The sequence below is a fragment of the Marinomonas sp. AWM4_232 genome, from assembly GCF_056158325.1.
Map to the genome: position 1 here is coordinate 2,095,046 of NZ_JBSWTA010000001.1, position 23,209 is coordinate 2,118,254.

Annotated in this window: 25 protein-coding genes; 19 read left to right on the forward strand and 6 right to left on the reverse strand. The window is 46.6% G+C overall.

Translation table 11 applies throughout. From position 1 onward, the window contains the following. Window positions 1–31: 31 nt before the first annotated feature. The 9 genes from ACXAC1_RS09950 to ACXAC1_RS09990 all read left to right on the forward strand — a co-directional run bounded on the left by ACXAC1_RS09950 (window position 32) and on the right by ACXAC1_RS09990 (window position 6,805). Window positions 32–481 (forward strand): nuclear transport factor 2 family protein, encoded by a 450-nt coding sequence (locus ACXAC1_RS09950; protein ID WP_475061354.1) that lies wholly within the window; start codon window positions 32–34, stop codon window positions 479–481. 1 nt (window position 482) lies between these two features. Then, complete coding sequence (locus ACXAC1_RS09955) at window positions 483–1,247, forward strand: SDR family NAD(P)-dependent oxidoreductase (protein ID WP_475061355.1); 765 nt, start codon at window positions 483–485, stop codon at window positions 1,245–1,247. A 5-nt stretch (window positions 1,248–1,252) separates the two neighbouring features. Then, window positions 1,253–2,506 carry an NAD(P)/FAD-dependent oxidoreductase gene (locus ACXAC1_RS09960; protein WP_475061356.1) on the forward strand — a complete coding sequence of 418 codons (1,254 nt, stop codon included), beginning with the start codon at window positions 1,253–1,255 and terminating at the stop codon, window positions 2,504–2,506. After that, window positions 2,506–3,282 carry a DUF1365 domain-containing protein gene (locus ACXAC1_RS09965; RefSeq protein WP_475061357.1) on the forward strand — a complete coding sequence of 259 codons (777 nt, stop codon included), beginning with the start codon at window positions 2,506–2,508 and terminating at the stop codon, window positions 3,280–3,282. Before ACXAC1_RS09960 ends, ACXAC1_RS09965 begins: the two co-directional genes overlap by 1 nt. Window positions 3,283–3,292: 10 nt before the next feature. Further along, complete coding sequence (locus ACXAC1_RS09970; protein ID WP_475061358.1) at window positions 3,293–4,552, forward strand: class I SAM-dependent methyltransferase; 1,260 nt, start codon at window positions 3,293–3,295, stop codon at window positions 4,550–4,552. 25 nt (window positions 4,553–4,577) lie between these two features. After that, window positions 4,578–5,102: a DUF2878 domain-containing protein gene (locus tag ACXAC1_RS09975; protein WP_475061359.1), complete on the forward strand. Its 525-nt coding sequence runs from the start codon at window positions 4,578–4,580 to the stop codon at window positions 5,100–5,102. Continuing rightward, on the forward strand, window positions 5,095–5,793 hold the full coding sequence (locus tag ACXAC1_RS09980) for a hypothetical protein (protein WP_475061360.1): 699 nt from the start codon (window positions 5,095–5,097) through the stop codon (window positions 5,791–5,793). Before ACXAC1_RS09975 ends, ACXAC1_RS09980 begins: the two co-directional genes overlap by 8 nt. Window positions 5,794–5,829: 36 nt before the next feature. After that, the gene (locus ACXAC1_RS09985) at window positions 5,830–6,369 is read left to right on the forward strand and encodes a DUF3833 domain-containing protein (protein WP_228190622.1); all 540 of its coding nucleotides are present in this window, start codon (window positions 5,830–5,832) and stop codon (window positions 6,367–6,369) included. A gap of 73 nt (window positions 6,370–6,442) precedes the next feature. After that, on the forward strand, window positions 6,443–6,805 hold the full coding sequence (locus tag ACXAC1_RS09990) for a DUF6164 family protein (RefSeq protein ID WP_475061361.1): 363 nt from the start codon (window positions 6,443–6,445) through the stop codon (window positions 6,803–6,805). Between the two features lie 32 nt (window positions 6,806–6,837). On the opposite strand, the gene ACXAC1_RS09995 is transcribed toward ACXAC1_RS09990, so the two are convergent. Continuing rightward, entirely contained in the window at window positions 6,838–7,254 is a 417-nt protein-coding gene (locus ACXAC1_RS09995) for a CBS domain-containing protein (RefSeq protein ID WP_133564427.1), read from the reverse strand. A 62-nt stretch (window positions 7,255–7,316) separates the two neighbouring features. After that, on the reverse strand, window positions 7,317–8,294 hold the full coding sequence (locus ACXAC1_RS10000; RefSeq protein ID WP_475061362.1) for a DMT family transporter: 978 nt from the start codon (window positions 8,292–8,294) through the stop codon (window positions 7,317–7,319). A gap of 112 nt (window positions 8,295–8,406) precedes the next feature. Between ACXAC1_RS10000 and ACXAC1_RS10005 the strand changes: the two genes are divergently transcribed. The 3 genes from ACXAC1_RS10005 (at window position 8,407) to ACXAC1_RS10015 (ending at window position 11,172) form a co-directional block, all read left to right on the forward strand. After that, window positions 8,407–9,342 carry a LysR family transcriptional regulator gene (locus ACXAC1_RS10005; RefSeq protein WP_475061363.1) on the forward strand — a complete coding sequence of 312 codons (936 nt, stop codon included), beginning with the start codon at window positions 8,407–8,409 and terminating at the stop codon, window positions 9,340–9,342. Window positions 9,343–9,420: 78 nt separating this feature from the next. Next, on the forward strand, window positions 9,421–10,371 hold the full coding sequence (rlmF, locus tag ACXAC1_RS10010; protein WP_244937035.1) for a 23S rRNA (adenine(1618)-N(6))-methyltransferase RlmF: 951 nt from the start codon (window positions 9,421–9,423) through the stop codon (window positions 10,369–10,371). Window positions 10,372–10,446: 75 nt separating this feature from the next. Next, window positions 10,447–11,172 carry a 1-acylglycerol-3-phosphate O-acyltransferase gene (locus ACXAC1_RS10015; protein ID WP_475061364.1) on the forward strand — a complete coding sequence of 242 codons (726 nt, stop codon included), beginning with the start codon at window positions 10,447–10,449 and terminating at the stop codon, window positions 11,170–11,172. 6 nt (window positions 11,173–11,178) lie between these two features. On the opposite strand, the gene ACXAC1_RS10020 is transcribed toward ACXAC1_RS10015, so the two are convergent. Both ACXAC1_RS10020 and ACXAC1_RS10025 read right to left on the reverse strand, forming a co-directional pair. After that, window positions 11,179–12,531: a GTPase/DUF3482 domain-containing protein gene (locus tag ACXAC1_RS10020; protein WP_475061365.1), complete on the reverse strand. Its 1,353-nt coding sequence runs from the start codon at window positions 12,529–12,531 to the stop codon at window positions 11,179–11,181. Further along, the gene (locus ACXAC1_RS10025; protein ID WP_475061366.1) at window positions 12,531–13,745 is read right to left on the reverse strand and encodes a DUF2868 domain-containing protein; all 1,215 of its coding nucleotides are present in this window, start codon (window positions 13,743–13,745) and stop codon (window positions 12,531–12,533) included. Before ACXAC1_RS10025 ends, ACXAC1_RS10020 begins: the two co-directional genes overlap by 1 nt. 206 nt (window positions 13,746–13,951) lie before the next feature. Here ACXAC1_RS10025 and ACXAC1_RS10030 point away from each other — a divergent pair, with 206 nt between their 5' ends. The 3 genes from ACXAC1_RS10030 to ACXAC1_RS10040 all read left to right on the forward strand — a co-directional run bounded on the left by ACXAC1_RS10030 (window position 13,952) and on the right by ACXAC1_RS10040 (window position 16,833). Next, entirely contained in the window at window positions 13,952–15,565 is a 1,614-nt protein-coding gene (locus ACXAC1_RS10030; RefSeq protein ID WP_475061367.1) for a methyl-accepting chemotaxis protein, read from the forward strand. Window positions 15,566–15,705: 140 nt separating this feature from the next. Then, window positions 15,706–16,110, forward strand: coding sequence for a type II toxin-antitoxin system HicB family antitoxin (locus ACXAC1_RS10035; protein WP_475061368.1), 405 nt, complete (start codon window positions 15,706–15,708; stop codon window positions 16,108–16,110). 42 nt (window positions 16,111–16,152) lie between these two features. After that, window positions 16,153–16,833, forward strand: a complete 681-nt coding sequence (locus tag ACXAC1_RS10040) for a hypothetical protein (RefSeq protein WP_475061369.1) — start codon at window positions 16,153–16,155, stop codon at window positions 16,831–16,833. Between the two features lie 61 nt (window positions 16,834–16,894). Here ACXAC1_RS10040 and ettA read toward each other — a convergent pair whose 3' ends face one another. Further along, window positions 16,895–18,556 carry an energy-dependent translational throttle protein EttA gene (ettA, locus tag ACXAC1_RS10045; RefSeq protein ID WP_133564401.1) on the reverse strand — a complete coding sequence of 554 codons (1,662 nt, stop codon included), beginning with the start codon at window positions 18,554–18,556 and terminating at the stop codon, window positions 16,895–16,897. Window positions 18,557–18,671: 115 nt separating this feature from the next. Continuing rightward, entirely contained in the window at window positions 18,672–19,577 is a 906-nt protein-coding gene (locus ACXAC1_RS10050; RefSeq protein ID WP_475061370.1) for a DMT family transporter, read from the reverse strand. A gap of 165 nt (window positions 19,578–19,742) precedes the next feature. Between ACXAC1_RS10050 and nrdR the strand changes: the two genes are divergently transcribed. From nrdR to ribBA, 4 genes are read left to right on the forward strand one after another with little or no spacing between them, the layout of a single operon-like run. Continuing rightward, a complete protein-coding gene (gene nrdR, locus ACXAC1_RS10055; RefSeq protein ID WP_273104996.1) occupies window positions 19,743–20,219 on the forward strand; it encodes a transcriptional regulator NrdR in 477 nt (158 codons plus the stop codon). 3 nt (window positions 20,220–20,222) lie between these two features. After that, entirely contained in the window at window positions 20,223–21,359 is a 1,137-nt protein-coding gene (gene ribD / locus ACXAC1_RS10060; RefSeq protein WP_475061371.1) for a bifunctional diaminohydroxyphosphoribosylaminopyrimidine deaminase/5-amino-6-(5-phosphoribosylamino)uracil reductase RibD, read from the forward strand. Next, window positions 21,359–22,027 carry a riboflavin synthase gene (locus tag ACXAC1_RS10065; protein ID WP_475061372.1) on the forward strand — a complete coding sequence of 223 codons (669 nt, stop codon included), beginning with the start codon at window positions 21,359–21,361 and terminating at the stop codon, window positions 22,025–22,027. The genes ribD and ACXAC1_RS10065 overlap by 1 nt, the downstream gene beginning before the upstream one ends. 32 nt (window positions 22,028–22,059) lie before the next feature. Then, the gene (gene ribBA / locus ACXAC1_RS10070) at window positions 22,060–23,199 is read left to right on the forward strand and encodes a bifunctional 3,4-dihydroxy-2-butanone-4-phosphate synthase/GTP cyclohydrolase II (protein ID WP_475061373.1); all 1,140 of its coding nucleotides are present in this window, start codon (window positions 22,060–22,062) and stop codon (window positions 23,197–23,199) included. The last annotated feature ends 10 nt before the right edge of the window (window positions 23,200–23,209 follow it).

Consider the following 23,209-nt stretch of genomic DNA (forward strand, 5'->3'; position numbering starts at 1 on the left):
TTATCCGACAACATTAATAGGTAGTTCCGCGATGCAGGCATGCAATGCAAATTCAACAAACGAATTGATCGAGCGATTCAAAGCCTTTTACAAAGATGTGAAGAATCCTCGCTTGGACGCTATTGGTGACGTTTACGCCAGTCATGTGAAATTCCGTGACCCAGTGCATCAAGTACAAGGCTTGGCGGAGCTTCATGCTTACCTTTCTGAGGCTTCTGAGAATGTTGTCAGTGGCCGATTTGAATTCTTGGATCAGCTGGTTGGCAAAGATAGTGCTTATATAAAGTGGAATATGTATTTTTCTCACCCTAAGCTTGGTAAAGAAACACATATCGTGCGCGGCATGACCCAGATCCAATTTACGGATCGCATTTACTATCATGAAGACGTTTATGACATGGGGCAGATGATCTATGAACATGTGCCAGTTATTGGTTGGGCGGTAAAACGTCTGCGTAAACGAATGGCCACGGAGGGGTAATATGCCAAATGAGCAGGGCAATAAAACCATTTGGATAACAGGAGCAAGCTCTGGTTTAGGGTTGGCCCTAACTAAGCACTATTTGCTAATGGGAAATCGAGTCATTGCCTCCGCCCGAAGTGAAGGAGAACTATCGCAACTCGCTAAGCTCTATCCTGATGAATTATCTTTTTTAGCCTTTGATGTGACGGACACGTTACAAATTGATGCGACACGCTCGGCACTAGAGTCGATGACTGACCCTTTGCACATGGCTATTTTAAACGCGGGCACCTGCGAATATTTTGATGTAGACACTCCTGACTGGACGTTGTTCGAACGTGTGAACCAAGTTAACTACCTAGGCATGGTTAACTCTCTACAAGTTTGCCTACCCAAGCTGAAGCAAACTGCCAACGCACATTTAGTGGGAGTGTCTTCGCAAGCAGTACAAGCTCCTTTTATTCGCTCCGAAGCGTATGGCGCCAGTAAGGCCGCGGTGCGCTACTTACTTCATTCACTACGGTTAGATCTTGCCCCAGATGATGTGGCGGTATCTTGTATCTTGCCAGGCTTTGTCGATACACCTTTGACGCAACGAAATGATTTCGACATGCCTTTTCTGATGGCCCCAGAGCAAGCCGCGCACCGAATAGCAAACGCTATTGAAAAGCGTGTGTTTGAATACGCATTCCCGAAACGGTTATCAGCTCTTCTGGCGTTGGCACGTTTAGCGCCATCAGGATGGTTTAAATTTAATGCGCGCAAGCGTCCCAGCGAAGGATAAAAGTTATGAAAATTGCCATCATCGGCAGCGGTATTTCAGGACTTACGGCAGCGTATCTACTGAACAAGCAACATGACATAACCCTATTTGAGCGTGATGCTCGAATTGGCGGGCATACCGCGACCAAAAAAGTAGATGATCAAGGTGTTACTCGACACATCGACACGGGTTTTATTGTTTACAACGACTGGACTTACCCCAATTTCATTCGTTTGATGAAAGAACTCAATGTCGCGACGAAGCCGACTGAGATGAGCTTTTCAGTCAGTTGTGAGCGCACAGGATTAGAGTACGGCGGTAACAACCTTAATACGCTCTTTGCACAACGAAAAAACTTAGTGAACTGGTCGTTTTTATCTATGTTGAAAGACATTCTGCGCTTTAACAAAGAGTCGATCGCAGACCTTGAGTCAGGGCGTTTAGAGCCGGATATTACGCTTGGGGAATACCTAGCCAAACAAGGCTATGGTGATATGTTTGCCAGTCACTATTTGATCCCTATGGGCAGTGCAATCTGGTCAGCAACCTTACAGGAAATGATGCAGTTCCCATTGCTATTCTTTGTACGTTTCTTCAAAAATCATGGCCTGTTGAGTGTTAATAATCGCCCTCAATGGCATGTTATTGAAGGTGGATCTGCTGCTTACCTTGAGCCCATTACACAAACGTTTAAAGAGCGTATTCGCCTTGAAAGCCATATAGAAAAGGTGGTTCGTACAGATACAGGTGTGCAGGTGCACTTAGAAGAAGGCAGCGTTGAGACATTTGATCAGGTGGTATTTTCTTGCCACAGCGATCAGGCTTTGGCCTTGTTAGGTGATGATGCTACAGACCTAGAGCGAGAGGTGTTGTCTGCTATCCCGTATCGCGACAATGAAGTGGTCTTGCATACAGATACTTCCTTACTGCCCAAGGCAACTTTAGCGTGGTCTAGCTGGAACTATCATTTGGGTACGGAAAAGCTAAAGCCTGCAACGCTCAGTTACAACATGAATATTCTGCAAGGCATTCAGGATTCTAAGCAGACATTTGTCGTGACATTGAACCATACGCATTGGATTGACCCAGATAAAATCATTGGTCGTTACACTTATGCCCACCCAACGTTTACCCTCGCAGGGATTGAAGCACAAGAGCGCTGGCAAGAGATCAATACGGACAAGACTTGGTTCTGTGGTGCCTATTGGCGCAATGGTTTTCATGAAGATGGCTGTTGGAGTGCAGTACGAGTGGCGAGGGCGTTGGGAGTTGACTGGTAATGTCTGACTGGTCCAGTGCTCTGTATACGGGGCAGGTACGGCATCGTCGCTTTGCTCCACGTTATCATGGCTTCACTTATGAAGTGTGTATGGTGCTGTTTGATCTAGATGAGGTGGGTGACATTCTAGGACTGTCTCCTTGGTGGTCTGCCAAATCTTGGCGGCCAGCTCGTTTTGTACGCCAAGACTACTTTGGTGACTCGCATATCTCCTTAAAAGAAGCGGTGCAGAATGAGGTGAATAAGCGCTTGGGGCTTACATTAAATGGCCCCGTGAAATTGCTAACCAATGCACGTTATTTTGGATACCTCATTAATCCCATTTCCGTGTATTACTGCTACGACGAGGCACAGAACCTTAGGGCGATGTTACTTGAAGTCACCAATACTCCATGGGGAGAAAAGGTGGCTTATGTCTTTTCCTGTGATCCAGAGCGCACCATTCAACGTACCCACATTGATAAAACGATGCATGTGTCACCATTTCATCCAATGGATCACTTTTATGATTGGCGTAGTAATCAGCCTGGTCAAAAGCTTGCGATTCACATGCAAAACAAAGAACAACACGGTAATCAGCAATGCATTTTTGACGCAACACTTTCATTGCGCCGTGAGCCGATAACCAAAGCTAGCTTGAGTAAGGTGTTATGGCGTTATCCCTGGATGACCGCCAAAGTAGCTTGGGGCATTTATTGGCAAGCGATGAAGCTGTTTATAAAACGTGTGCCAGTACACGATCACCCAAAACACAACTTGGGGCATTCTTCAGATTAAGGGGTACTTGATGATCAACTCAGTCAGTGTCGGTTTAGGTAAGAAAACGTTCCGTCGAAGTATTGTTGATAAGGCGGCTAAAAAAGCCGTATTGGCTATTTTAGATCGTCTTGAAGTGGGTCATTTAGTGCTGGAAGACGGTGACAATACCTACACCTTTGGTCAAAGCTTAGCGGACAGTCAGTACCACGCGCACATCACGGTTCATGATTCTCATGTATACAAAGATGTTTTTGCCAGCACCAGTATTGGCGCCGCGGAAGCCTACATGAAAGGATATTGGAGTACTCCAGACCTGACGGCAGTGATTCGACTGATGTGTGCAAACTTAAGTCTTATCAACGAGGCTGACTCGAGTGGTTCCCTATGGACTCGTTTAGCCACCAAAGCGTTCCATGCGTTCAACGCCAATACTAAAGATGGCTCCAAGAAAAATATCTCAGCACATTACGATTTAGGTAATGATTTCTTTGAGCTGTTTTTAGACCCAACTATGATGTATTCCGCAGCCATTTACCCCAGTGCGGATGCCACATTGCATGAAGCGTCTGTGTATAAATTGGATCGAATCTGTCAAAAACTCGAGCTTGGCCCAGAAGATCACTTGCTTGAAATTGGTACCGGTTGGGGCGGGATGGCGATTCACGCCGCGCAACATTACGGCTGCCATGTAACCACGACGACCATTTCACAAGAGCAGTATGACTTTGCCAAAGCTCGAGTGTATGAATTGGGCCTACAGGATCGTATTACTTTACTGCTGGAAGATTATCGCGATCTTCAAGGTCAATACGACAAGTTGGTGTCGATCGAGATGATTGAAGCGGTTGGCCACGAGTTTTACGACAGCTACTTCAGTCAGTGTAGCCAACTGCTCGAACCAGATGGCTTAATGGTTATTCAAGCGATAACCATTGCCGACCAGCGTTATGATTACGCACGTAAATCCGTGGACTTTATCCAGCGATATATCTTCCCAGGTGGTTGTTTGCCTTCAAATGCTGTGATTGCTGAAAAAATAGCTCGCAAGACGGATATGCAGATTGTTGCGGTGGAAGACATTACGGAGCATTACGCTGATACCTTAGCTGACTGGCGCGAGCGTTTCCATAAGGAAATCGAGGCAGTGAAGCATCAAGGTTTTGATGATGTATTTTGCCGTATGTGGGATTACTACTTAGCTTACTGTGAGGGTGGCTTCCGCGAGCGCGCAATCAGTACCGGTCAGTTCGTTTTTGCCAAACCTCGTTATCGCTTTCCTCGTCGTTAGGCGAGGAGTCTGACGGAGGCCTGTCATGTTGAAGTCTCTGCTCAATGCCATCAGTTTTCAGTTGTTTTGGTTTGCCTGTGTGCTTGGTGGTGATAACTGGGCTGTCGCGTCCATCGTAGTCTATTTTGTTCTTCATCACGTTTACTTTGTTCGCACGCACCGAGAGTGGTGGTTGATACTACTGTTTGTCGGCCTAGGTGTTGTCATTGATGGGGCATTGATCTTTGATGGCTGGTTACAATTGCCTTCGTCTATCTGGACGTTTCCTATCCCTCCACCTTGGTTACTCGGACTGTGGGCAGGTGTGGGGTCTTTGTTCTTCCATTGTCTAAGTTGGGGGTTGGATCGTCCTTGGTTACTAAGTGCCTTAGCCGCATTTTTTGCTCCCATGAGCTATTTCGTTGGCGCAGATTTCGCAGAAGTGTCATTCGGACGCTCTACTATCGCAACTTGGGCTTTGATGGCGTTTATCTGGTTTTGGGTCATGCAGGTAGGCGTCTTTGCGGCAAAACTTACTCAAAAACGTAATGGACGCAAACACCATGTTTAAATACTCACTCGCGCTGATGGCGCTAGCCAGTACCGTTCCAGCTTTGGCGCAGCAATCTCAAGTCGTGATTGGTGAAGCATTTGATGTAGACAGTCAGAAGTTAATTTATGTTGAGAAACATCGCTATATTGAGGGCAATCAACACGAGGTCAAATACTACGACCCAAATGGCGAGTTATTCGCTGAAAAGCGCTTGAGCTATGGGCAATATGAGCAAGCCCCTGCCTTCGAACAAGAGAACAGCTTGCGTGGAGAATGGATAAAAGTCACCTCTGAAGGGGATCGGATAAAGGTTCAATATCGAGAAGAATCTGGTGCCGTCGTGTTTGATAAGCGAATCAAGGTGAATGAACATTTGTTGGTCGACGCAGGCTTTGACCGCTATGTGAAAATGCACTGGGACAAGCTACTGAGCAATGCTTCGATGAAAATTGATTACCTAGTGCCTAGCCGTTTGACGACGGTTGGGTTCGAAGTCGGACGTGTCAATTGCCTAGCCAATACTCGGGCTGATGCGGTGTGTTTTGCAATAACACCTACTTCTTGGTTTGTGTCTCTCGCTGTTGACCCGATTACGGTGGCGTACGACCCAGACACTCGTCATTTATTACGCTTCAATGGACGCGGCAACATTGCTAGCAGTGATGGCAAATACCAAACCGTCGATATTCGCTACCAGTACCCTGAATAATTTTGAACTGACCAATTTGCGCCAATGGAGGCTCGTATGATTCGAATAATGGCCCTGTTTTTTTCCATTCTATGGCTAACTGCATGCTCGTCGACTTCGATAGAAGAGTACGCCAGTAACCAACCCGAATTGAATGTGGAGTCCTTCTTTCAAGGTGATTTAGTCGCCCACGGTGTGCTGAAAGATCGTGGTGGCAAAGTAACACGTTATTTTTATGCCGATTTAAAAGGCAGTTGGGAAAATGGCGTGGGAACACTGGAAGAGTGGTTTGTGTTCGATGATGGGGAACAGCAAGAGCGGATTTGGACATTAACTCCGAATGGTGATGGCACCTATACCGCAACAGCAGGGGATGTGATCGGAGCAGGGCGTTTAGAAACGTCGGGTAATGCGCTGTTCATGAAGTACGTATTACGGGTGCCTTATGATGGCGATACCATTGATTTGAATGTGGATGACCGTATGTACCTGGTCACACCGGATCATTTGATCAATGAATCGGTACTCACCAAGTTTGGTTTTGAAGTGGCATCTTTGACCTTAAGTATTCGCCAGAAAGCGCATCAGAGTGAATAAGCGCTTGATTGATGATTGGGGTCTGCTATTCTGCGCGCCATACAGATAACTCGCAGAGCCTGGAGAAACAAACGTGGCACAATTGGTATTTCGTTTAAAGAATGTTCCTGAAGAAGAAGCGGATGATATCCGTGCATTACTGAACGAACATGACATTGAATTTTACGAAACCAGTGCTGGTCGTTGGCAAATCTCTATGGCGGGTATTTGGGTGCGCGATAAAGAACAAGCCCAGCAAGCAAAAGCGCTGATTGCAGAAGATCAATCAGCGCGTGCAGCCAGCGCTCAAAATATTAGCGCACGTGATTGGTTAGTTGGTTTTTTAACTCATGCACGCCAAAACCCAGTGGAATTTTTATTTACCCTCGTAGCGATCGCCATGGTGTTATCTCTGACGTTGGTTCCATTTTGGATTGGTCAGAACCTCGCTTCCTGATTCTCTGCCTTATTTTCTCTCTGATTAATTGCCTATACGGGAACGCATTGTTTTTGCGCCTGCAGCAGTGCCTGAGTCACCAAACGTCGAGTGATAACGCCCACTAATCGTCCTTCCTCCACCACGGGAAAGATCTTTGGTTTATCTTCCATCATCAATTTTGCAATTTGCATGACTTGCATGGTTGGTGTCACGGTCAGCACGTTTGAGCGCATTACGCTTTCCACATTTTTAGGTTGATGACAATAATAAACGGCTTGGCTTAACGGCTCTAATAAGTCTTGTTCAGAGACAAAGCCGATAACGTGATCGTATTGATCGGTGACCGGCGCACCACTGAGTTTGTGTCGAGCCAATTGCTCGGCGCAGTCATCAATGCGTGTCGTCGGATAAACATGGAACGTGTCGTGGGACATGATGTCTTGGACACAAAGACTTTCTAATTTCATAAACGCCCCCACTCAACGAAAGGTACTTCTTTAGTGTAGTGGGGGAATTCAGATTTTGCTTATTAAGCCGTCGTTGTTTGTAATGAATCCAGTCTGGCTTGTCGTTTATTCAATGCCGCAGTAATAAACTGTACGGAAATTGCAGCGCCTACAACTAAAGCCATGCCGAATAAACTCAGGCTGTCCGCATGGCTAGAGACAATAACTCCTTGCCACAATCCTAACGCCACACACGCTTCTGTCGCGATAAAGGCGATGACTGGCGTCAGTGCGATGGATGCGCTGACTTGCACGGTCTGCCAGTAGTTAAGTGCTTGCGCGAACGCCCCATAAGCAATCAAGGTATTAAAACAACAGAAAGCTGCGACTAATACTTGGTCACTATTCATCTCAAGCAAATCGCTCGGGCTGGTAAACGGCAGCATTACAACTAAGGCATACATGTAAATGCCCAATAAGATATTGGTAGAAGACAGCACTTTGAATAATGACTTCTGCAATAGAGCATAAAAGCACCACGCACAAGCTGATGTTTGTACGATCAAAAAGCCCAGAGCAAGGATGCTTGGATCACCGCTGATTTGACCACTTATAACCGGATGAAAAAAGATCACCATACCTAAACCCAGTACGGCAAAGCATAGCCACTGTGGCCAGCGGATTTTTTCTTTGAAAAATACCATACCCCCAAGGGCCAAGAACAAAGGTGCGACTTGGAAACTAAGTTGCGCCACACCTGGATGTAAAAAATCCAAGCTCCACGCGAAAAAACTGTAGTTGATGATTAACAAACTGCCTGCAGCGGCCAATGTTAACCATTGCTTCTTGGTTAGTTTGGCAAACTCATAGAGCTTTCCTCGCCATCCCTGCCAAGCCAGTAAAATGATCCCGGCTACGGAGAAACGCAGCCAAGTTAGCGTTGCGGGGTCCGAAAAGTCGCCAGACAGTTTCAGAGCAATCGGTAACGCACTCCAAAACAGCACACACACGGTGCAGAAGAACAAACCATATAAGAAGGCTTGGCGACTTGAAATTGGCATAACTTTTCCCCCATTTAACAGGCCCATATCGTAAGCCTAAATGGTGTGCTAGTTTTGTTATGTTATCCAATGCATAATGCTTCTAAATATTATTCAATAAATGGATATTACTATGTTGAATAGCAGTATGATGCATTTGGACATCAAAACTCTGATGGCACTCTTGTATTTGTTAGAAGAGCGAAATGTAGGGCGTGTTGCGAACAAGCTGTATCTGAGTCAGCCTGCGATGAGTCGCACTTTGAGCCGCTTACGTGAAGCTTTTGATGATCCTTTGTTTATTCGAACCCATAAGGAAATGTTGCCGACTGCAAAAGCTCTGGCATTAGAGATGCCATTGCGTCAGATACTTGAGCAGATGAACGGCTTAAGCAATGATCAGGAGTTTGTGCCCCATAAGTCGGAGCGGGTATTTCGTCTGCAAACGTCCCATTATCAAGCGCAAGCTTATATGCCGACCATTGCTGAGCGGTTTTATCAGTTGGCCCCCAATGCGTCCCTAGAAACCAGTTTGGTGACCGAGAACAGCTTGCTTCGATCTGAAAACCAAACGGTGGATGCGGTGCTTTGCAGCGAGTATGTGCAATTGCCCTCACGCTTTGAAAGTAAGATTCTAGGGCGCGAACGGTTTGACTGTATCATGGCTAAAGATCACCCATTGGCGAAGCAGCCAACCATCAGTTTGGATGAATTTCTGTCCTACAACCATGTTCTGGTGACACTGGGCGGTAGCAGTCAAATCTACAGCGATTCAGGATTGGGAGATCGAGCTAAAGAGCGTCGCTATTCATTGCGTACGCCGTATTTTATGTCAGCATTGGAAGCAGTAGGTAAAACAGAATTGCTATTCAGTACTAGCCAATTGCTAGCATATCGATTTCAGGATCAGTTTGGTTTGGTGATTAAACCGTTGCCCTACGACTTTCCCCCGATCGATTATTTCCTATCATGGCCTTCAGAGCAGAGCCAAGATCCGGGAGGTGTGTGGCTCAGAAACCTTTGTGCTAACGTTGTGCAAAGTATGATTCCTTATCCGGTTGTGTCTTAGGGTTTGTTAGTTCGGTGCAAAACTCAGTAAAATAAGTTCTCATGCCCTGTTAGAAAGATGGAGTGGTTTAACCTTTATATGGCCAAGAAAGAGCACAAGCTAACATTACATCCTAGAAACCCTCACCGAGCACGCTACAATTTTTCGTTGTTGGCAGACTCGTGCCCAGAGCTTGCGCCTTACATTCAGCTCAACCAATATGGCACTCAAACCATTGATTTCTCCGATCCGAATGCGGTTAAGGTATTGAATCGCGCGCTGTTAAATCATTTCTATGGGGTATTGTTTTGGGACATCCCAGAAGGGTATTTATGTCCGCCTATCCCAGGGCGCGCGGATTACATTCATTATCTTGCCGACCTGTTAGCTGATAGCAACGCTGGCCAGATCCCTCGTGGACGTGGGGTCAAGGCGTTGGATGTAGGAACCGGAGCAAACTGTGTTTACCCGATTATCGGTTCCCAAGAGTATGGCTGGCAGTTTATCGGCAGTGATGCAAATAATATTGCTGTACAATCAGCGCAAGCAGTCGTTGATGCCAATCCAAGTTTGAAAAAGCGTATTCAACTTCGTCATCAAAGCAATATGCAGCATGTCTTTGCAGGCATTTGGCAACAGGATGAAGTGTTTGATGTGACCTTATGCAATCCACCATTTCACCCAAGCCAAGCAGCCATGACGTCTGAGAACAAACGTAAATGGCGTGGTGTGAAGGGGGATGCCAACAAGACTACGTTAAACTTCGGCGGCCAAGCGCCTGAATTGTGGTGTGAAGGGGGCGAAACAGGCTTTATTTCACGCATGATCAAAGAAAGTGTGGATGTGAAGGATCGATGCTTCTGGTTCACGTCTCTGGTCGCACGTAAGGAAAATTTAGCGGCGATATACCGTGTATTGAAATCCGTTGGAGCGGTTCAAGTAAAAACCATAGAAATGGCGCAAGGACAGAAAATAAGTCGTTTTGTCGCGTGGAGCTTTTTAGAGCCGGCGCAAATTGATTTCTGGCGTGACACACGTTGGCGTAAATAGTCGTCATAGCACTGAGTGTTGTGTGCTGGGCAATGAACTAAACTAATGAAACCTGCGTGTTTAAGAAGGTGTGACATGATTGCGTTATTTCGACTAGTGGCTTTGTTTTTTCTAATTGTGCTAGTGACCGCTGGCGGCTTGGTAATGAGCCTATTCTTAGCACTTTCCAAAGATCGCGTGTACTACATCGCGAAAGCGTTTGCGCCAGTGGCCAAGCTATTCGGTTTGCGTGTCTACAAGCATGTGTCTTACAAGGCCTATGATGTGCCTCAAGCGGTCTACATCGCCAATCATCAGAACAACTATGACTTATTTACTTTCTCCCATGTGGTACCACACAGCACCGTAACAGTCGGGAAAAGTACCTTAAAATGGATTCCATTCTTTGGCTGGCTGTATTGGGCAACAGGAAATTTCTTAATCCACCGCAATGATCGAAACAAAGCTATTGCCACCATTGCGCAAATTGTCGAGAAGATGCGTGACACAGGGTTGTCTATATGGATGTTTCCGGAGGGGACCCGTAGCCGAGGGCGAGGCTTCTTACCTTTCAAACGCGGTGCTTTTCATGCTGCGATTCAAGCAGGCGTACCGATAGTTCCCATTGTCTGTAGTTCTACCCATGGGCAAGTGAAACTCAATCGACGGGATAACGGTGCGGTAAAAGTGGAAGTATTAGACCCTATTTACACTAAGGGGCTCACTGAAGCCGATATTCCCGAGCTAGTGAGCCAGTGTGAAACGCTAATGAAACAGGAGCAGCAGGAGCTGGATGAACAGCTTGCGATTCTCGATCGATAAAAGACGTTAGTCCTTTAGGCTCTGGTCGAGGGTATCCCTAAGTTGATTGACCAGCTCATGGGGTGGCAATGTTTCTATTTCATGCCATTCGATACGTTGACTCAATTTTTGGAATAGCCGCTCTAAATGAGCCAACTTGTCAGGCTCTGTTTGCATAGCCATGTTGCCTTGATAAGCCACTTGAGCTGCGTGTCCTCGATGATGCAAATGACGCACTAATTCAATGCCTCGCCACATTAATACTATACAGCTGGCTGGTTGCAGCGCTAGTACAGATTGCCCTTTTAATTTGTTCAGCAATGCTGACTTAAAGGTGTAGCCCGTTTGCAGGCCGGCACCGATCATTGCCCCCAACGTCGTGGCTGTACCTAAGGTTAAGCCAGCGCTCAGGACATCAATCCCAGCACCAATTGCAGCACCGGTAACGGCCTTGGTACTGGTTTGAATTCCCCAATGCTTTAACGTGTCTGCATCAAACACATCCTGCTGCCAAGCGCCTTCTTCCAGAGGTAAATCTTGGAGAATGACATCCGATGCTTGGAAAGCGTAGAGGTGCAGACAAAACTCGATAAACTGCTGTTCTCGTCGGCGAATACTTTGCTCAAAGGTGGTTTTTTCGAGCGCACTGGGTGTTTTGCCACGGCATATTTTTTGAGTGGTGGCACACTCGATGAGCAATTTAGTTAATTGCTCCGTTGCTTTTGTCAGGCGATGTGAGGCATCTCGTTCACGCTGAGTCATGAAATCTTGAAGTGCTTCATAGTGATCTGGCATAAGGCTTTGCAGCGTCTGATAGAGCTTACGTTCATCCGCAAGATAAAAGGCAACGGTGTCGTACTGTACATGAGCGTGTAGATGTCGCTCTGCCAAGCACTGCTTCCAACTAGCTCGATGAGCCGCTTCTTCATGGCAATAATTCAATATCGGCACGATGGGTTTGTTTGCGCAGGCCAATATGCTTAGCTCGTCTAAGTATTTACCTAATGGTTTCTGGCGAAGATCGATAACGTACAAGATAACGTCGCATTGATTTAGTTGACGTAGAATCTTGAGCTCTTGTTCATACTCCACCTGGTAGTTGGGATCTTCGCAAATGGCGTTTAACCATTGTTCGTTGGATAGCTGAACAAATGGCTCAGAGGTTCGTGTTTGCCACAGCCCCATGGAGTCTTCGAATCCAGGGGTATCCACCAAGTGCAGTAATGGCTGATCTGCCAAACTTAGGGTGATACGTTCTACATGGCGAGTTGTGCCGGATTGGTTTTGTACCTTGCCAAAGGTATGATCTCGAACCATGGTGCGGATTAATGACGTCTTACCGGTATTAGCGTGCCCCACAATCAATAAAGAAATGGCCATTACTTCATCTCCCATAGCGCTATGTTTTGTTGCCCAACCCCTAATGACCGGAGAGTATTTACCCATTCCTGATTGAATACATTTCCATATAAATAATACTCCATGTCGGAGTTATAGCTGTGCTTCAAAAAGCGGGCGCTGCCGCGATCGGGGCTGCTGTTTGAATCAATCATTAAAATCGCATTATTAGGGTGTTCAGCGATAAAACGACGTTGGCTTTCGGCGTCATTGAGCAGGTTTACTGGTCTATTTTGAGCAAGCTCTGATGGTATCTCATGGCTCCATTCAAATAAGTAATAGGTCGCATCTTTAAGTTCTGCGGTGCTCAGAGAAAACGGCTGCTCCGTGACTTTAGTATTACTGTCAGACGCGGTGTTATCCGCATCAATGATGGTGCTACGGGTTGCAGAAACCTTGGTTGACTTAACAGTGAGCCAAAGACGCTTACGTTGGTATTGGTAAATAGCTTGACTGACTGCTAAGCAAATTCCTCGCACTGCAATACCATAAATAACAAGGCTGCTAAGTAACCAAATTGCCCAGATTCTGCGTGTGTCGTCTGGCTGCACAAGCGTGCTTATTTGACTTAGTTGGATATCTTGCAGTGATGGCACTGCCATCCCAAGCCAACTAGGTATAACACTCAGCACCTGTGTCAGTGATGTGAAATCTTCAATCGTTAAGAGTGTGGTTTGCCAAATAAACTGAACATGGTGTGTCATCAAAAACAACGTCGCGCTCAAAAAGCCACCGATTAAATAAGCCAGCCAGCAGCCATGAATCAGGCGGACTCCCCACCAATGCTTAAGCTTCCCAGATAAGTGTAATGATTGAAAACAGTCCATGGCCACAGGTGAAATCTTCAACCATTGGCTAAAGCGCATCATGATCGGTGTGAGCGAACTGATATCTCTAGGTGATCTGTAAGGTTTTGTAATAAGGCTTACACACCAAAAAAGTAAACTTAAAAAGTGGGTACCAAGCAAAATCACCAGTAACCAGAAGATATTTATCTGCTGAGTGGCATTGGTTTGAAACGCGACAGGAGCCGCAAGAATACCGAATAAGAAAGCAAGTAAAAATGCACCGATCTGTGTGAAACGCACGATTGACTTGGCTTTTAGGTAATGTGCCTCGATGTCACTGCTAAAGGTCGAAGAAGATGACATTTCCTGAATGTGAGAAATGAACGCCTGTTTTTCGTTTTCTGTCATGGTGGTTTAAAGCTTCCTGAGGGAGGTGTTTATCATCGCATCAAGGGGTGTAACACTAACAATCAGTCTACCTGTGTTGGTGGCATTATGGCGAATTGTTAAGCATAAAGAGTAAAGTGTGTGCAATTGTTACCAGCAATTGCCTAATGCTGAGTCGCTACATTACTATGAATTTAATTCCTGAATCTTTTAAGGTAGTTATTATCATGCGTTTTAATTCTATTCGAGCTAAGGTTACAGCGCCCATTGCGTTGTTAGGTGTCATCTTAATCGGTGTCTTTTTATCATCTAACTACCTGATCGTGGTTGAAAAGCAACACATGCAGAAGCAGTCAGATGGCTACTTTTCTGCCAGTAACCTAGTGCTGAATGCCGACCGAGATATTTATCAGGCGCTGGTCGGTCGTAATGCTATCCTACACAACCAAGGTAATTACGCGGACAATCTTGCTGATTTTGAAGACAATGCTCAGCAGGTACTTGACCGCTTTCAGGCATACCGTAAAGCCTTGGCAGACGAGCCTAATCTGTTAAAGCAATTTTCTAACTTCGATACCCTATTCAATAAGTGGAAAGCGGACGAGCAGCGTCTCTTATCTCAAGCACAAGCAGGTCAAGATTGGCAAGCAGCGGAGACAACGGCTAATGCTAGCTTCTCAGCAATACGCGATGTGTTAGATGTAGCGGGCGAGAGTGTCGCGAATCGAGCGAAGAGCGCTCAGGAAGATATGATTGCTAAAATTGAGTCCTTCCAAACGGTGGTAATGATCATCATCGTCATCGCCTTGATCATCGCTGCTGTGGCGGGGTACATAGTGCCACAACGCCTGAATCGTCGTGTCACACGACTAGCTAGCCGTATCAAAGAAATTGCCGAAGGTGATGGTGACTTAACGCTACGTATTGATTCAACTGCTAAAGATGAACTGGGTGATCTGGCTAACGAGTTCGATGCCTTTGTTGAGCGCTTGCGCGGCATTATAGGCAGCATTCGCAACCAGTCGGAAACATTGGGTGGGATGACGACAGATTTGAATCATGCTTCTGAGCGCACTTCTGGTGTCACCATGACTCTAGTAAATGCTTCTAACTCGATCGTTAGCGCAGCGCATCAGATGAGTATGTCAAACCAAGAGATGGCGGGTGTTGCTAACGACACTGCGAATGAGGCACAGACCTCTAGCGAACTGACAAACCAAGGTATTCGTGCAGTAAATACTTCCCAAGGTGCAATTGATGGCTTGGTGCGAGATATCAATGATGCACTAAATCGTGCTGGTGAGCTGGAGAAAAGCTCTGAAGCCATCGCTTCAGTATTGGAAGTGATTCGTAATATTGCTGAGCAAACCAACCTACTTGCATTGAACGCAGCCATCGAGGCGGCTCGTGCTGGTGAGCAAGGTCGAGGTTTCGCCGTGGTAGCCGACGAAGTGCGTACTCTGGCAACCCGTACACAAGACAGCACCAATGAAATTGAAACCATGATTGAGCAATTGAAGGTTAACGTTCAAGAGTCATCTCGTGCGATTCAGAACAGCCGTAATAATGCTGATACAACTGTAGCGAACTTTGATGAAGTCATCCGAATCTTTGGTTCCCTAGAAGAATCCTTCGGCAAAGTGCAGCAAATGGCCGCTCAAACCGCCCAAGCGACTCAAGAGCAATCCACTGTCTCTAACGAAATCAATGAAAACTTGTCATCCATGAAAGCACAGACAGACGAGGTACAAGCGGTTTCAGACATGGTTCAATCACAGTCTAAACAGATCAGTGATTTGTTCGAAGAACTGGATCGCCAAGTGGGTAGCTTCAAGGTGTAATACTTTTTCTTGTAACGCTTTGATCAAGGGAAGTCGTGTCTGAAAAGATGCGGCTTTTTTTTGTTTGTTAATCGTTGAATTGGATATTTGGGGTTGCTGGGGTTATATTTTTTGGGTTTAGCTTGATGGGTAGGTAGAACATGAAATATCCAATCGTATTACATACTGATAATGGCGTAAGTTACGGCGTTACGGTTCCTGATATTCCGGGCTGTTTTTCTGCTGGCGATACCTTTGATGAAGCCTTGGAAATGGCAGAAGAAGCGATTTTCAGTCATTTGGAATTGATGCTGGAAGACGGTGAGGATATTCCCGTTGCCAGTCCAATTGCCGAATTAAAAGATCATCCAGACTATCATGATTGTGTTTGGGCAATCGTAAATGTCGATATCACGCCACTGCTGGGCAAAAGCGAGAAAATCAATGTCACCTTGCCACATTTATTGATTACCAAAATTGATAAGGTCGTGGCTGCCAACCCCAAGTATAAATCACGCTTAGGATTCTTGGCGGAGGCGTCGAAGAAAATTCTGCAGTTAAACTAAGGTATTTGCTTTAAGACACAAGGCCTCTATAGGGAAGTTTGCATGAAAGTCACAATGTTTTATGTACTATTATTTTTGAACCTTTCTACAAAGGTTCTTGCTCAAGATATAGATATCAATCCAATGCATTTTTCACAGTTGCAGGAGGCAAATATTAGGTTGGAAGAGCAAAACAGAATTTTATCGGAATCAGTTTCTGAATTTAGAGCTTACTTGTTCAGTTCTTTAGGCTTCGCTGCGACTTTCTTGATTTTATTTCTTGGTGTGAATATCTATTTCTTTAGGAATAGATATAACGAAGATAAAACTATGCTGTTAAAAACAATTGAGGACAAAATTGAGCAATCTAAAGATGGATTGGTAAATGAGTTTGGAAAGCTGAGTAAGGCACAACAAAAAGAAATTTCTTCTATAGTCGACTCAAAAGCTAAAAGCCTAGAAAGAGAAAATATTTACTGCCGTATTAGCATACAAGAATTGAAAATAAGACTAGAAGAAACTCCTAGCAATAAATTAAGTAAATACATTCAGCTTTTAGAAGATTATAACTACTTAGGATGGGATATGCAGGCGGCAGATTCTTTGAAAGAAATTTTGAACTTGCTTAAAGATGGTGCGACATATGATAGTTCAGAATATCCTGAAGTATCTAAAGCTTTGAATAAATTGCCTCCTGAATTCGATGGTCTAGTTACTGAAATAAAAAAACTAGTTCACCAATAGCTTAATGCTAAGTAAAAAGCCCTGTTTCTAACAAACAGGGCTTTACTATTTTCAACTTATTTTACGCGTCGATACGTTTGTATTTAATACGTGTTGGTGTCGCGTCTTTACCAGTACGAGACTTGTAATCCGCTTCGTATTCTTGGTAGTTACCTTCGAAGAATACGGCTTTCGAGTCGCCTTCGTAAGCAAGGATGTGAGTCGCGACACGGTCAAGGAACCAACGGTCGTGGGAAATAACAATGGCAGAGCCAGGGAACGCTAGTAGCGCTTCCTCTAGGGCACGCAATGTTTCAACGTCAAGGTCGTTGGTCGGTTCGTCCAATAGCAATACGTTGCCGCCTTCTTTTAGAAGCTTAGCAAGGTGCAGACGGTTACGCTCACCACCAGATAGGTGCTTCACAAGTTTCTGCTGGTCAGAACCTTTGAAGTTGAAGCGGCCGATGTAAGCACGTGCTGGGACTTTCCAGTTGTGAACTGTGATGATGTCTTGACCGTCAGAGATTTCTTCAAAGACCGTTTTCTCACCATCTAGCTCACGCATTTGATCAACGTAAGCAAGTTGTACGGTTTCACCCAGTGTCACAGAACCTGTGTCAGGCTGTTCGATGCCAGCGATCATTTTGAATAATGTCGATTTACCTGCACCGTTACCACCAACAACACCTACGATCGCGCCTGGTGGCACAACCATGTTGAAGTCTTCGATCAATACACGGCCATCGAAACCTTTGGATACGCCTTCGATTTCAATCACTTTGTTACCAAGACGTGGGCCAGGTGGAATGTACAACTCGTTGGTTTCGTTACGTTCTTGGAATTCTTTCGAGTTCATTTCTTCGAAACGTGCTAGACGAGCTTTTGATTTAGACTGACGGCCTTTAGCGTTCTGACGAACCCACTCAAGCTCAGACTTGATCGCTTTGTTGTGCGATGCTTGTTGCTTGGCTTCCATTTCAAGACGCGCATTCTTCTGGTCTAGCCAAGAAGAGTAGTTGCCTTCGTATGGAATACCGTGACCACGGTCAAGCTCAAGAATCCAGCCCGCAGCGTTGTCTAGGAAGTAACGGTCGTGGGTGATCGCCACAACAGTGCCTGGGTAATCTTTTAGGAAGCGTTCTAGCCACGCTACAGACTCAGCGTCCAAGTGGTTGGTCGGCTCGTCTAGAAGGATCATGTCAGGCTTGTCTAGCAGTAGACGACATAGAGCAACACGGCGACGCTCACCACCTGATAGGTGTTCAACGTTCGCATCCCAAGGTGGAAGGCGAAGAGCATCTGCGGCAACTTCTAGGGCACGATCAAGGTTGTGACCGTCTTTCGCTGTGATCAGGTTTTCAAGCTCTGCTTGCTCTGCCGCTAGCGCATCGAAGTCTGCATCAGGGTCTGCGTACGCTGCGTACACTTCGTCAAGACGAACTAGGGCGTCTTTTACATCGGCAACAGACTCTTCGACAATGCCACGTACATCTTTAGTTGGGTCTAGCTCAGGCTCTTGAGGAAGGTAACCCACTTTTAGGCCTGGCATTGGACGTGCTTCACCGTTGTACTCAGTGTCGACACCCGCCATGATGCGAAGTAGTGTAGATTTACCAGAACCGTTTAGGCCCAAAACACCGATTTTAGCGCCTGGGAAAAACGACAGAGAGATGTCTTTAAGAATCTCGCGTTTTGGCGGTACGACTTTGCCAACGCGGTTCATGCTGTATACAAACTGTGCCATAAGGTTATGTCTGTCCTAAGTTGAAGAAACTGTTGATCGTCAGCAATCTAATCAAGGTGCTCACAATCAATGAAAATACACGTAAATTTTGGCGCTAAGCATAGCACATATCCGCTTAATTCAGAACAATCCCCACTGCGCCTGCGACAACGAAAAAGGCACCAATCCATGCTCCGAGGGCAGGGATTTTCTTCGTGGTGATCCATAAGCCAGGCAGAATCAAGACCGGTACCGTAGCGGATAGGGTGGTGACAATCCCGACGTTTGCGTTGGCAACCCCCCAGACTAAAACACTCATGCCGATCACCATGCCGACCGTTGCCAAAAGCAAAAGTCGTAACCACGTCGTGATGGGGAATAAGCGAGCGTCAGAGAGTGTTGCTTGATGCTTAGGGCGATAAAACAATACGTAGACGGCGCTGAGTGCCACCGCCCCCGTGGTAACGCGCACCGCGGAGGCAACAATTGGATCGACGCCAGCGACCAATGCAGGCTTGGCGATCAGCGCGCCGACTGCTTGGCATAATGCCGCTCCCAAGCCCATCAAGACGCCCACCCAGAGCAAACCTTGGGTGGTTTCCCATTCGTGGGTTTGACCGCGACGGCCAAATAAAATAGCAATGATGACGCCGACTAATACCACAGCACAGCTGAAAAGCTCTTGCCATGAGAGTTGCTCATTTAAAAACAGCCACGCCAGCAAGATCGAAAATGGCGCGTTCATGGCGAACAGTACCCCAGCACGTCTTGGGCCTAGGCGGTGTACCGCACTGAACAAAAACGTATCACCAATCAAAATGCCAAGTAGGCCTGAGAGTACCAGTGGTCCTAGATACAGCGCCAAACGGTCTAGCTCTTCCACTCGCCAGAGACTGATCAACAGCAGCATCGAAGCGGCCATGACAATCCGAAAGGTATTAAAGCGGAAGGTGCCAAATTGTTTGATTAAAGAGGGAGCGAGTAAGCTGGAAAGCGTCCAGCACAGCGCCGCTAGCAATCCTGAAAGCTCGGCAAATGGCATAATCTTTGGGCCTCCTTTTTGTGCCCAGATAGTATTGACGGCAATGCGCAAACCGAGGCCATTTTATAGCCATAGCGTGATGGGGTTGGTATCATTTAGCTCATGCATAAGCCAATCTTGTTTTGGCTTGAATCGTACGAAATTTTGCCAATTATTGGAACCAAGATGCGCTGTCCTTTTTGTGGTACACAAGATACCAAAGTGCTGGATTCTCGACTGGTGTCTGAAGGGGCGCAAGTCCGTCGTCGTCGGACCTGTGGCCATTGCCAAGAACGTTTTACAACCTTCGAAGTCGCTGAATTACAGATGCCAAAGCTCATCAAAAATGATGGTAGCCGAGAACCGTTTGATGAAGACAAATTGCGCTCAGGCATTATCAAAGCGATTGAAAAGCGCCCAGTGAGTATTGAGGCGCTTGAAACCGCCATTGCTCGAATCAAAGAAAAGCTTCAGGCAACTGGTGAGCGAGAGCTACCGTCTCGAGTGTTAGGTGAAGCCGTGATGGAAGAGCTAAAACGCCTCGACCAAGTAGCCTATGTGCGTTTTGCATCGGTCTACCGAAGCTTTAAAGATATCAGTGAGTTTCGCCAAGAAATTGATCGCTTAGAACTGGGCGCACATCAAACACCTGAGGAGAAGTAGTTGATGGCTATTAATCATCACGAATTTATGTCACGTGCCGTGCAGTTGGCTCGTAAAGGTATATACACCACTCATCCTAATCCGCGTGTTGGCTGCGTTATTGTCAAAGATGGTCAAATCATCGGTGAAGGCTTCCATAAAAAAGCGGGTGAAGGTCATGCGGAAGTGCAAGCCCTAGCTAGCTTAACAGCGGATGCCAACGGTGCGACTGCTTATGTCACACTAGAACCATGCAGCCATTATGGCCGTACGCCACCTTGCGCGGAAGCTTTGATCAAAGCAGGTGTCACGACCGTGGTATATGGCATGCAAGATCCCAATCCACAGGTTGCGGGTAATGGTTTGAAAATGCTCTCTGATGCAGGCATCGAAGTGCTGGGGCCCGTGTTAGAAAACGAATGCCGCGCACTCAATCCAGGTTTTATTAAGCGCATGGAAGAAGGCTTGCCTTACGTGCGTGTGAAAATGGCTATGAGTGTCGATGGTCGCACGGCAATGGAATCAGGCGAAAGTCAGTGGATTACTGGCCCTGAAGCACGCCAAGATGTGCAACGTCTGCGTGCGCAAAGTTCTGCAGTGGTGACGGGCATTGGCTCGGTGATCATGGATAACCCAAGCATGACTGTACGCATTGATGAGAACGATCAAGAGGCGGACACGAAAGCGGTTCGTCAGCCTTTGCGCGTGATCATGGATACGGCGTTGTCGATTCCTCCAGAAGCGAAAATTCTTTACCCAACCAATGAAGTCTTGGTGTTCTGTGATGAAGAAGAGATCGAAGCAGATCATCTAAAAACGTTACAGAAGAAAAAAGTCGACGTGCGCTTTTTACCGCTGGCGGACGATGGACGCTTGGACCTTGTCGAGGCCATGGGGCAACTTGCTGACGATGGCATCAACGAGGTGTTAGTGGAAACTGGCGCAGTCTTGGCGGGGGCTTTCCTTGACTCTGGTTTAGTGGATGAGTTGGTGATTTATATGGCGCCAAAACTTCTGGGGTCTGAGGCGCGTCCATTATTGAGTTTACCGCTGGAACACATGTCGGATGCGGTTGAGCTAAACTTGTTGGACGTGGCGAAAGTCGGCAACGACATTAAGTTGGTGTACCAGCCGATTTACCGTGAGGAAGAAGACGCATAATGTTTACCGGCATCATTGAAGGGTTTGGCCGCGTCGCACAATTGCAGCGCAAAGGCGGCGACCTAACGCTAAAAATTCACGCGCAAACATTGGATATGTCCGATGTGAAGCTGGGAGATAGCATCGCCACCAATGGCGTATGTCTAACAGTGACTCGTCTAGAAGGCACGAGTTATTGGACGGATGTCTCAGCAGAAACCTTAGCCCATACGACCTTAGGTCAGTGGCAAGTGGGTCAAACCGTGAATCTAGAAAAGGCGTTGCAGCCTATTTCCCGTCTGGGTGGTCATCTTGTCAGTGGTCATGTGGACGCAATTGGGGAAATCAGTGCAATTTGGCCGGATGCGCGCAGTATTCGCTATCGCGTCAAGGTAATGCCTGAGCTAATGCGTTATATTGCGCTTAAAGGCTCCATTTGTGTGGACGGCATAAGCTTAACGGTGACGGGGCTAGAGAATGACGAGTTTGAACTCAGCATCGTGCCTCACACAGCGGATGAGACGATTATGTCAGGCTACACGGTGGGCACGAAAGTGAATGTCGAGGTGGACCAAATCGCTCGCTATTTAGAGCGATTGATTGCTCCGCAAGCAACGTCAGCGCCAAGCAAAGAGTCTACGTTGACGGCTGCATTCTTAGCTGAACATGGGTTTACAGGGCGTCGTTAAGACGTTCAATATCGAATAAAAGGTGAAGTACCATGGCAATTAATACCATTGAAGAAATCTTGGCAGATATGCGTCAAGGTAAAATGGTCATCCTGATGGACGACGAAGATCGTGAAAATGAGGGGGATATCATTATCCCTGCGGACTGTATTACACCAGAAATTATTAACTTCATGGCTGTTCATGCCCGTGGTTTGATTTGCCTAACACTGACACCGGAGCGTTGCCAGCAATTGGACCTACCTTTGATGGTGACGCAAAATGGCGCGCAGTTTAGTACCAACTTCACGCTGTCTATCGAAGCGGCAGAAGGCGTGACAACGGGGATTTCTGCAGCCGATCGTGCGTTGACGGTCAAGCGTGCGGTGGCGGCCAATGCTCAGCCATCGGATATTGTTCAGCCAGGACATATTTTTCCTGTGATGGCGAAACCTGGTGGTGTGTTATCACGCGCTGGCCACACCGAAGCGGGCTGTGATCTGGCGCGTATGGCAGGTTATGAAGCCGCCTCTGTGATCGTCGAAGTCATTAATGACGATGGTACTATGGCGCGCCGACCAGATTTAGAAAAGTTTGCCGAGAAACATGGCATAAAAATTGGTACAATTGCCGATCTGATTCATTATCGCACATTGAACGAAGCCACTGTGAAGCGTGAAGCGGAGCAAACGGTCCAAACTGAAGTGGGCGAATTTAATCTGATCACTTATCGTGACACGGTTCACGGCCTAAGCCACATGGCTTTTGTGAAAGGTGACATTTCTCCTGAAACTCCGACATTAGTTCGTGTTCATGTTCGAGATCCTGCCCGTGATGTGGCGGGGATCATTAGTGCGGACAGTGAGCCGAAATGGTCGATGTCAGGGGCATTAGAATACATTGCCAAAGAAGGCTCCGGTGTGGTGGTGTTGGTGGATACGCTAGATCGCCCAACAGACCTTGCTGAGATTTTTGCGGCGACGATTAACCCACCTGCGGGTAAGGGTTCGGATAAAAGCGGTTCAGGTACTTACTTGACCGTTGGTACGGGGTCTCAAATCTTGCGTGACCTAGGTGTTAGTAAAATGCGCCTATTAAGCTCACCAAGAAAATTCTCCGTCACAGGATTTGACTTAGAAGCCGTGGAATTTATTCCATACAAGGGCACGCCAATTCGTGCCGATCAAGTTTAAAGTTTAGAGG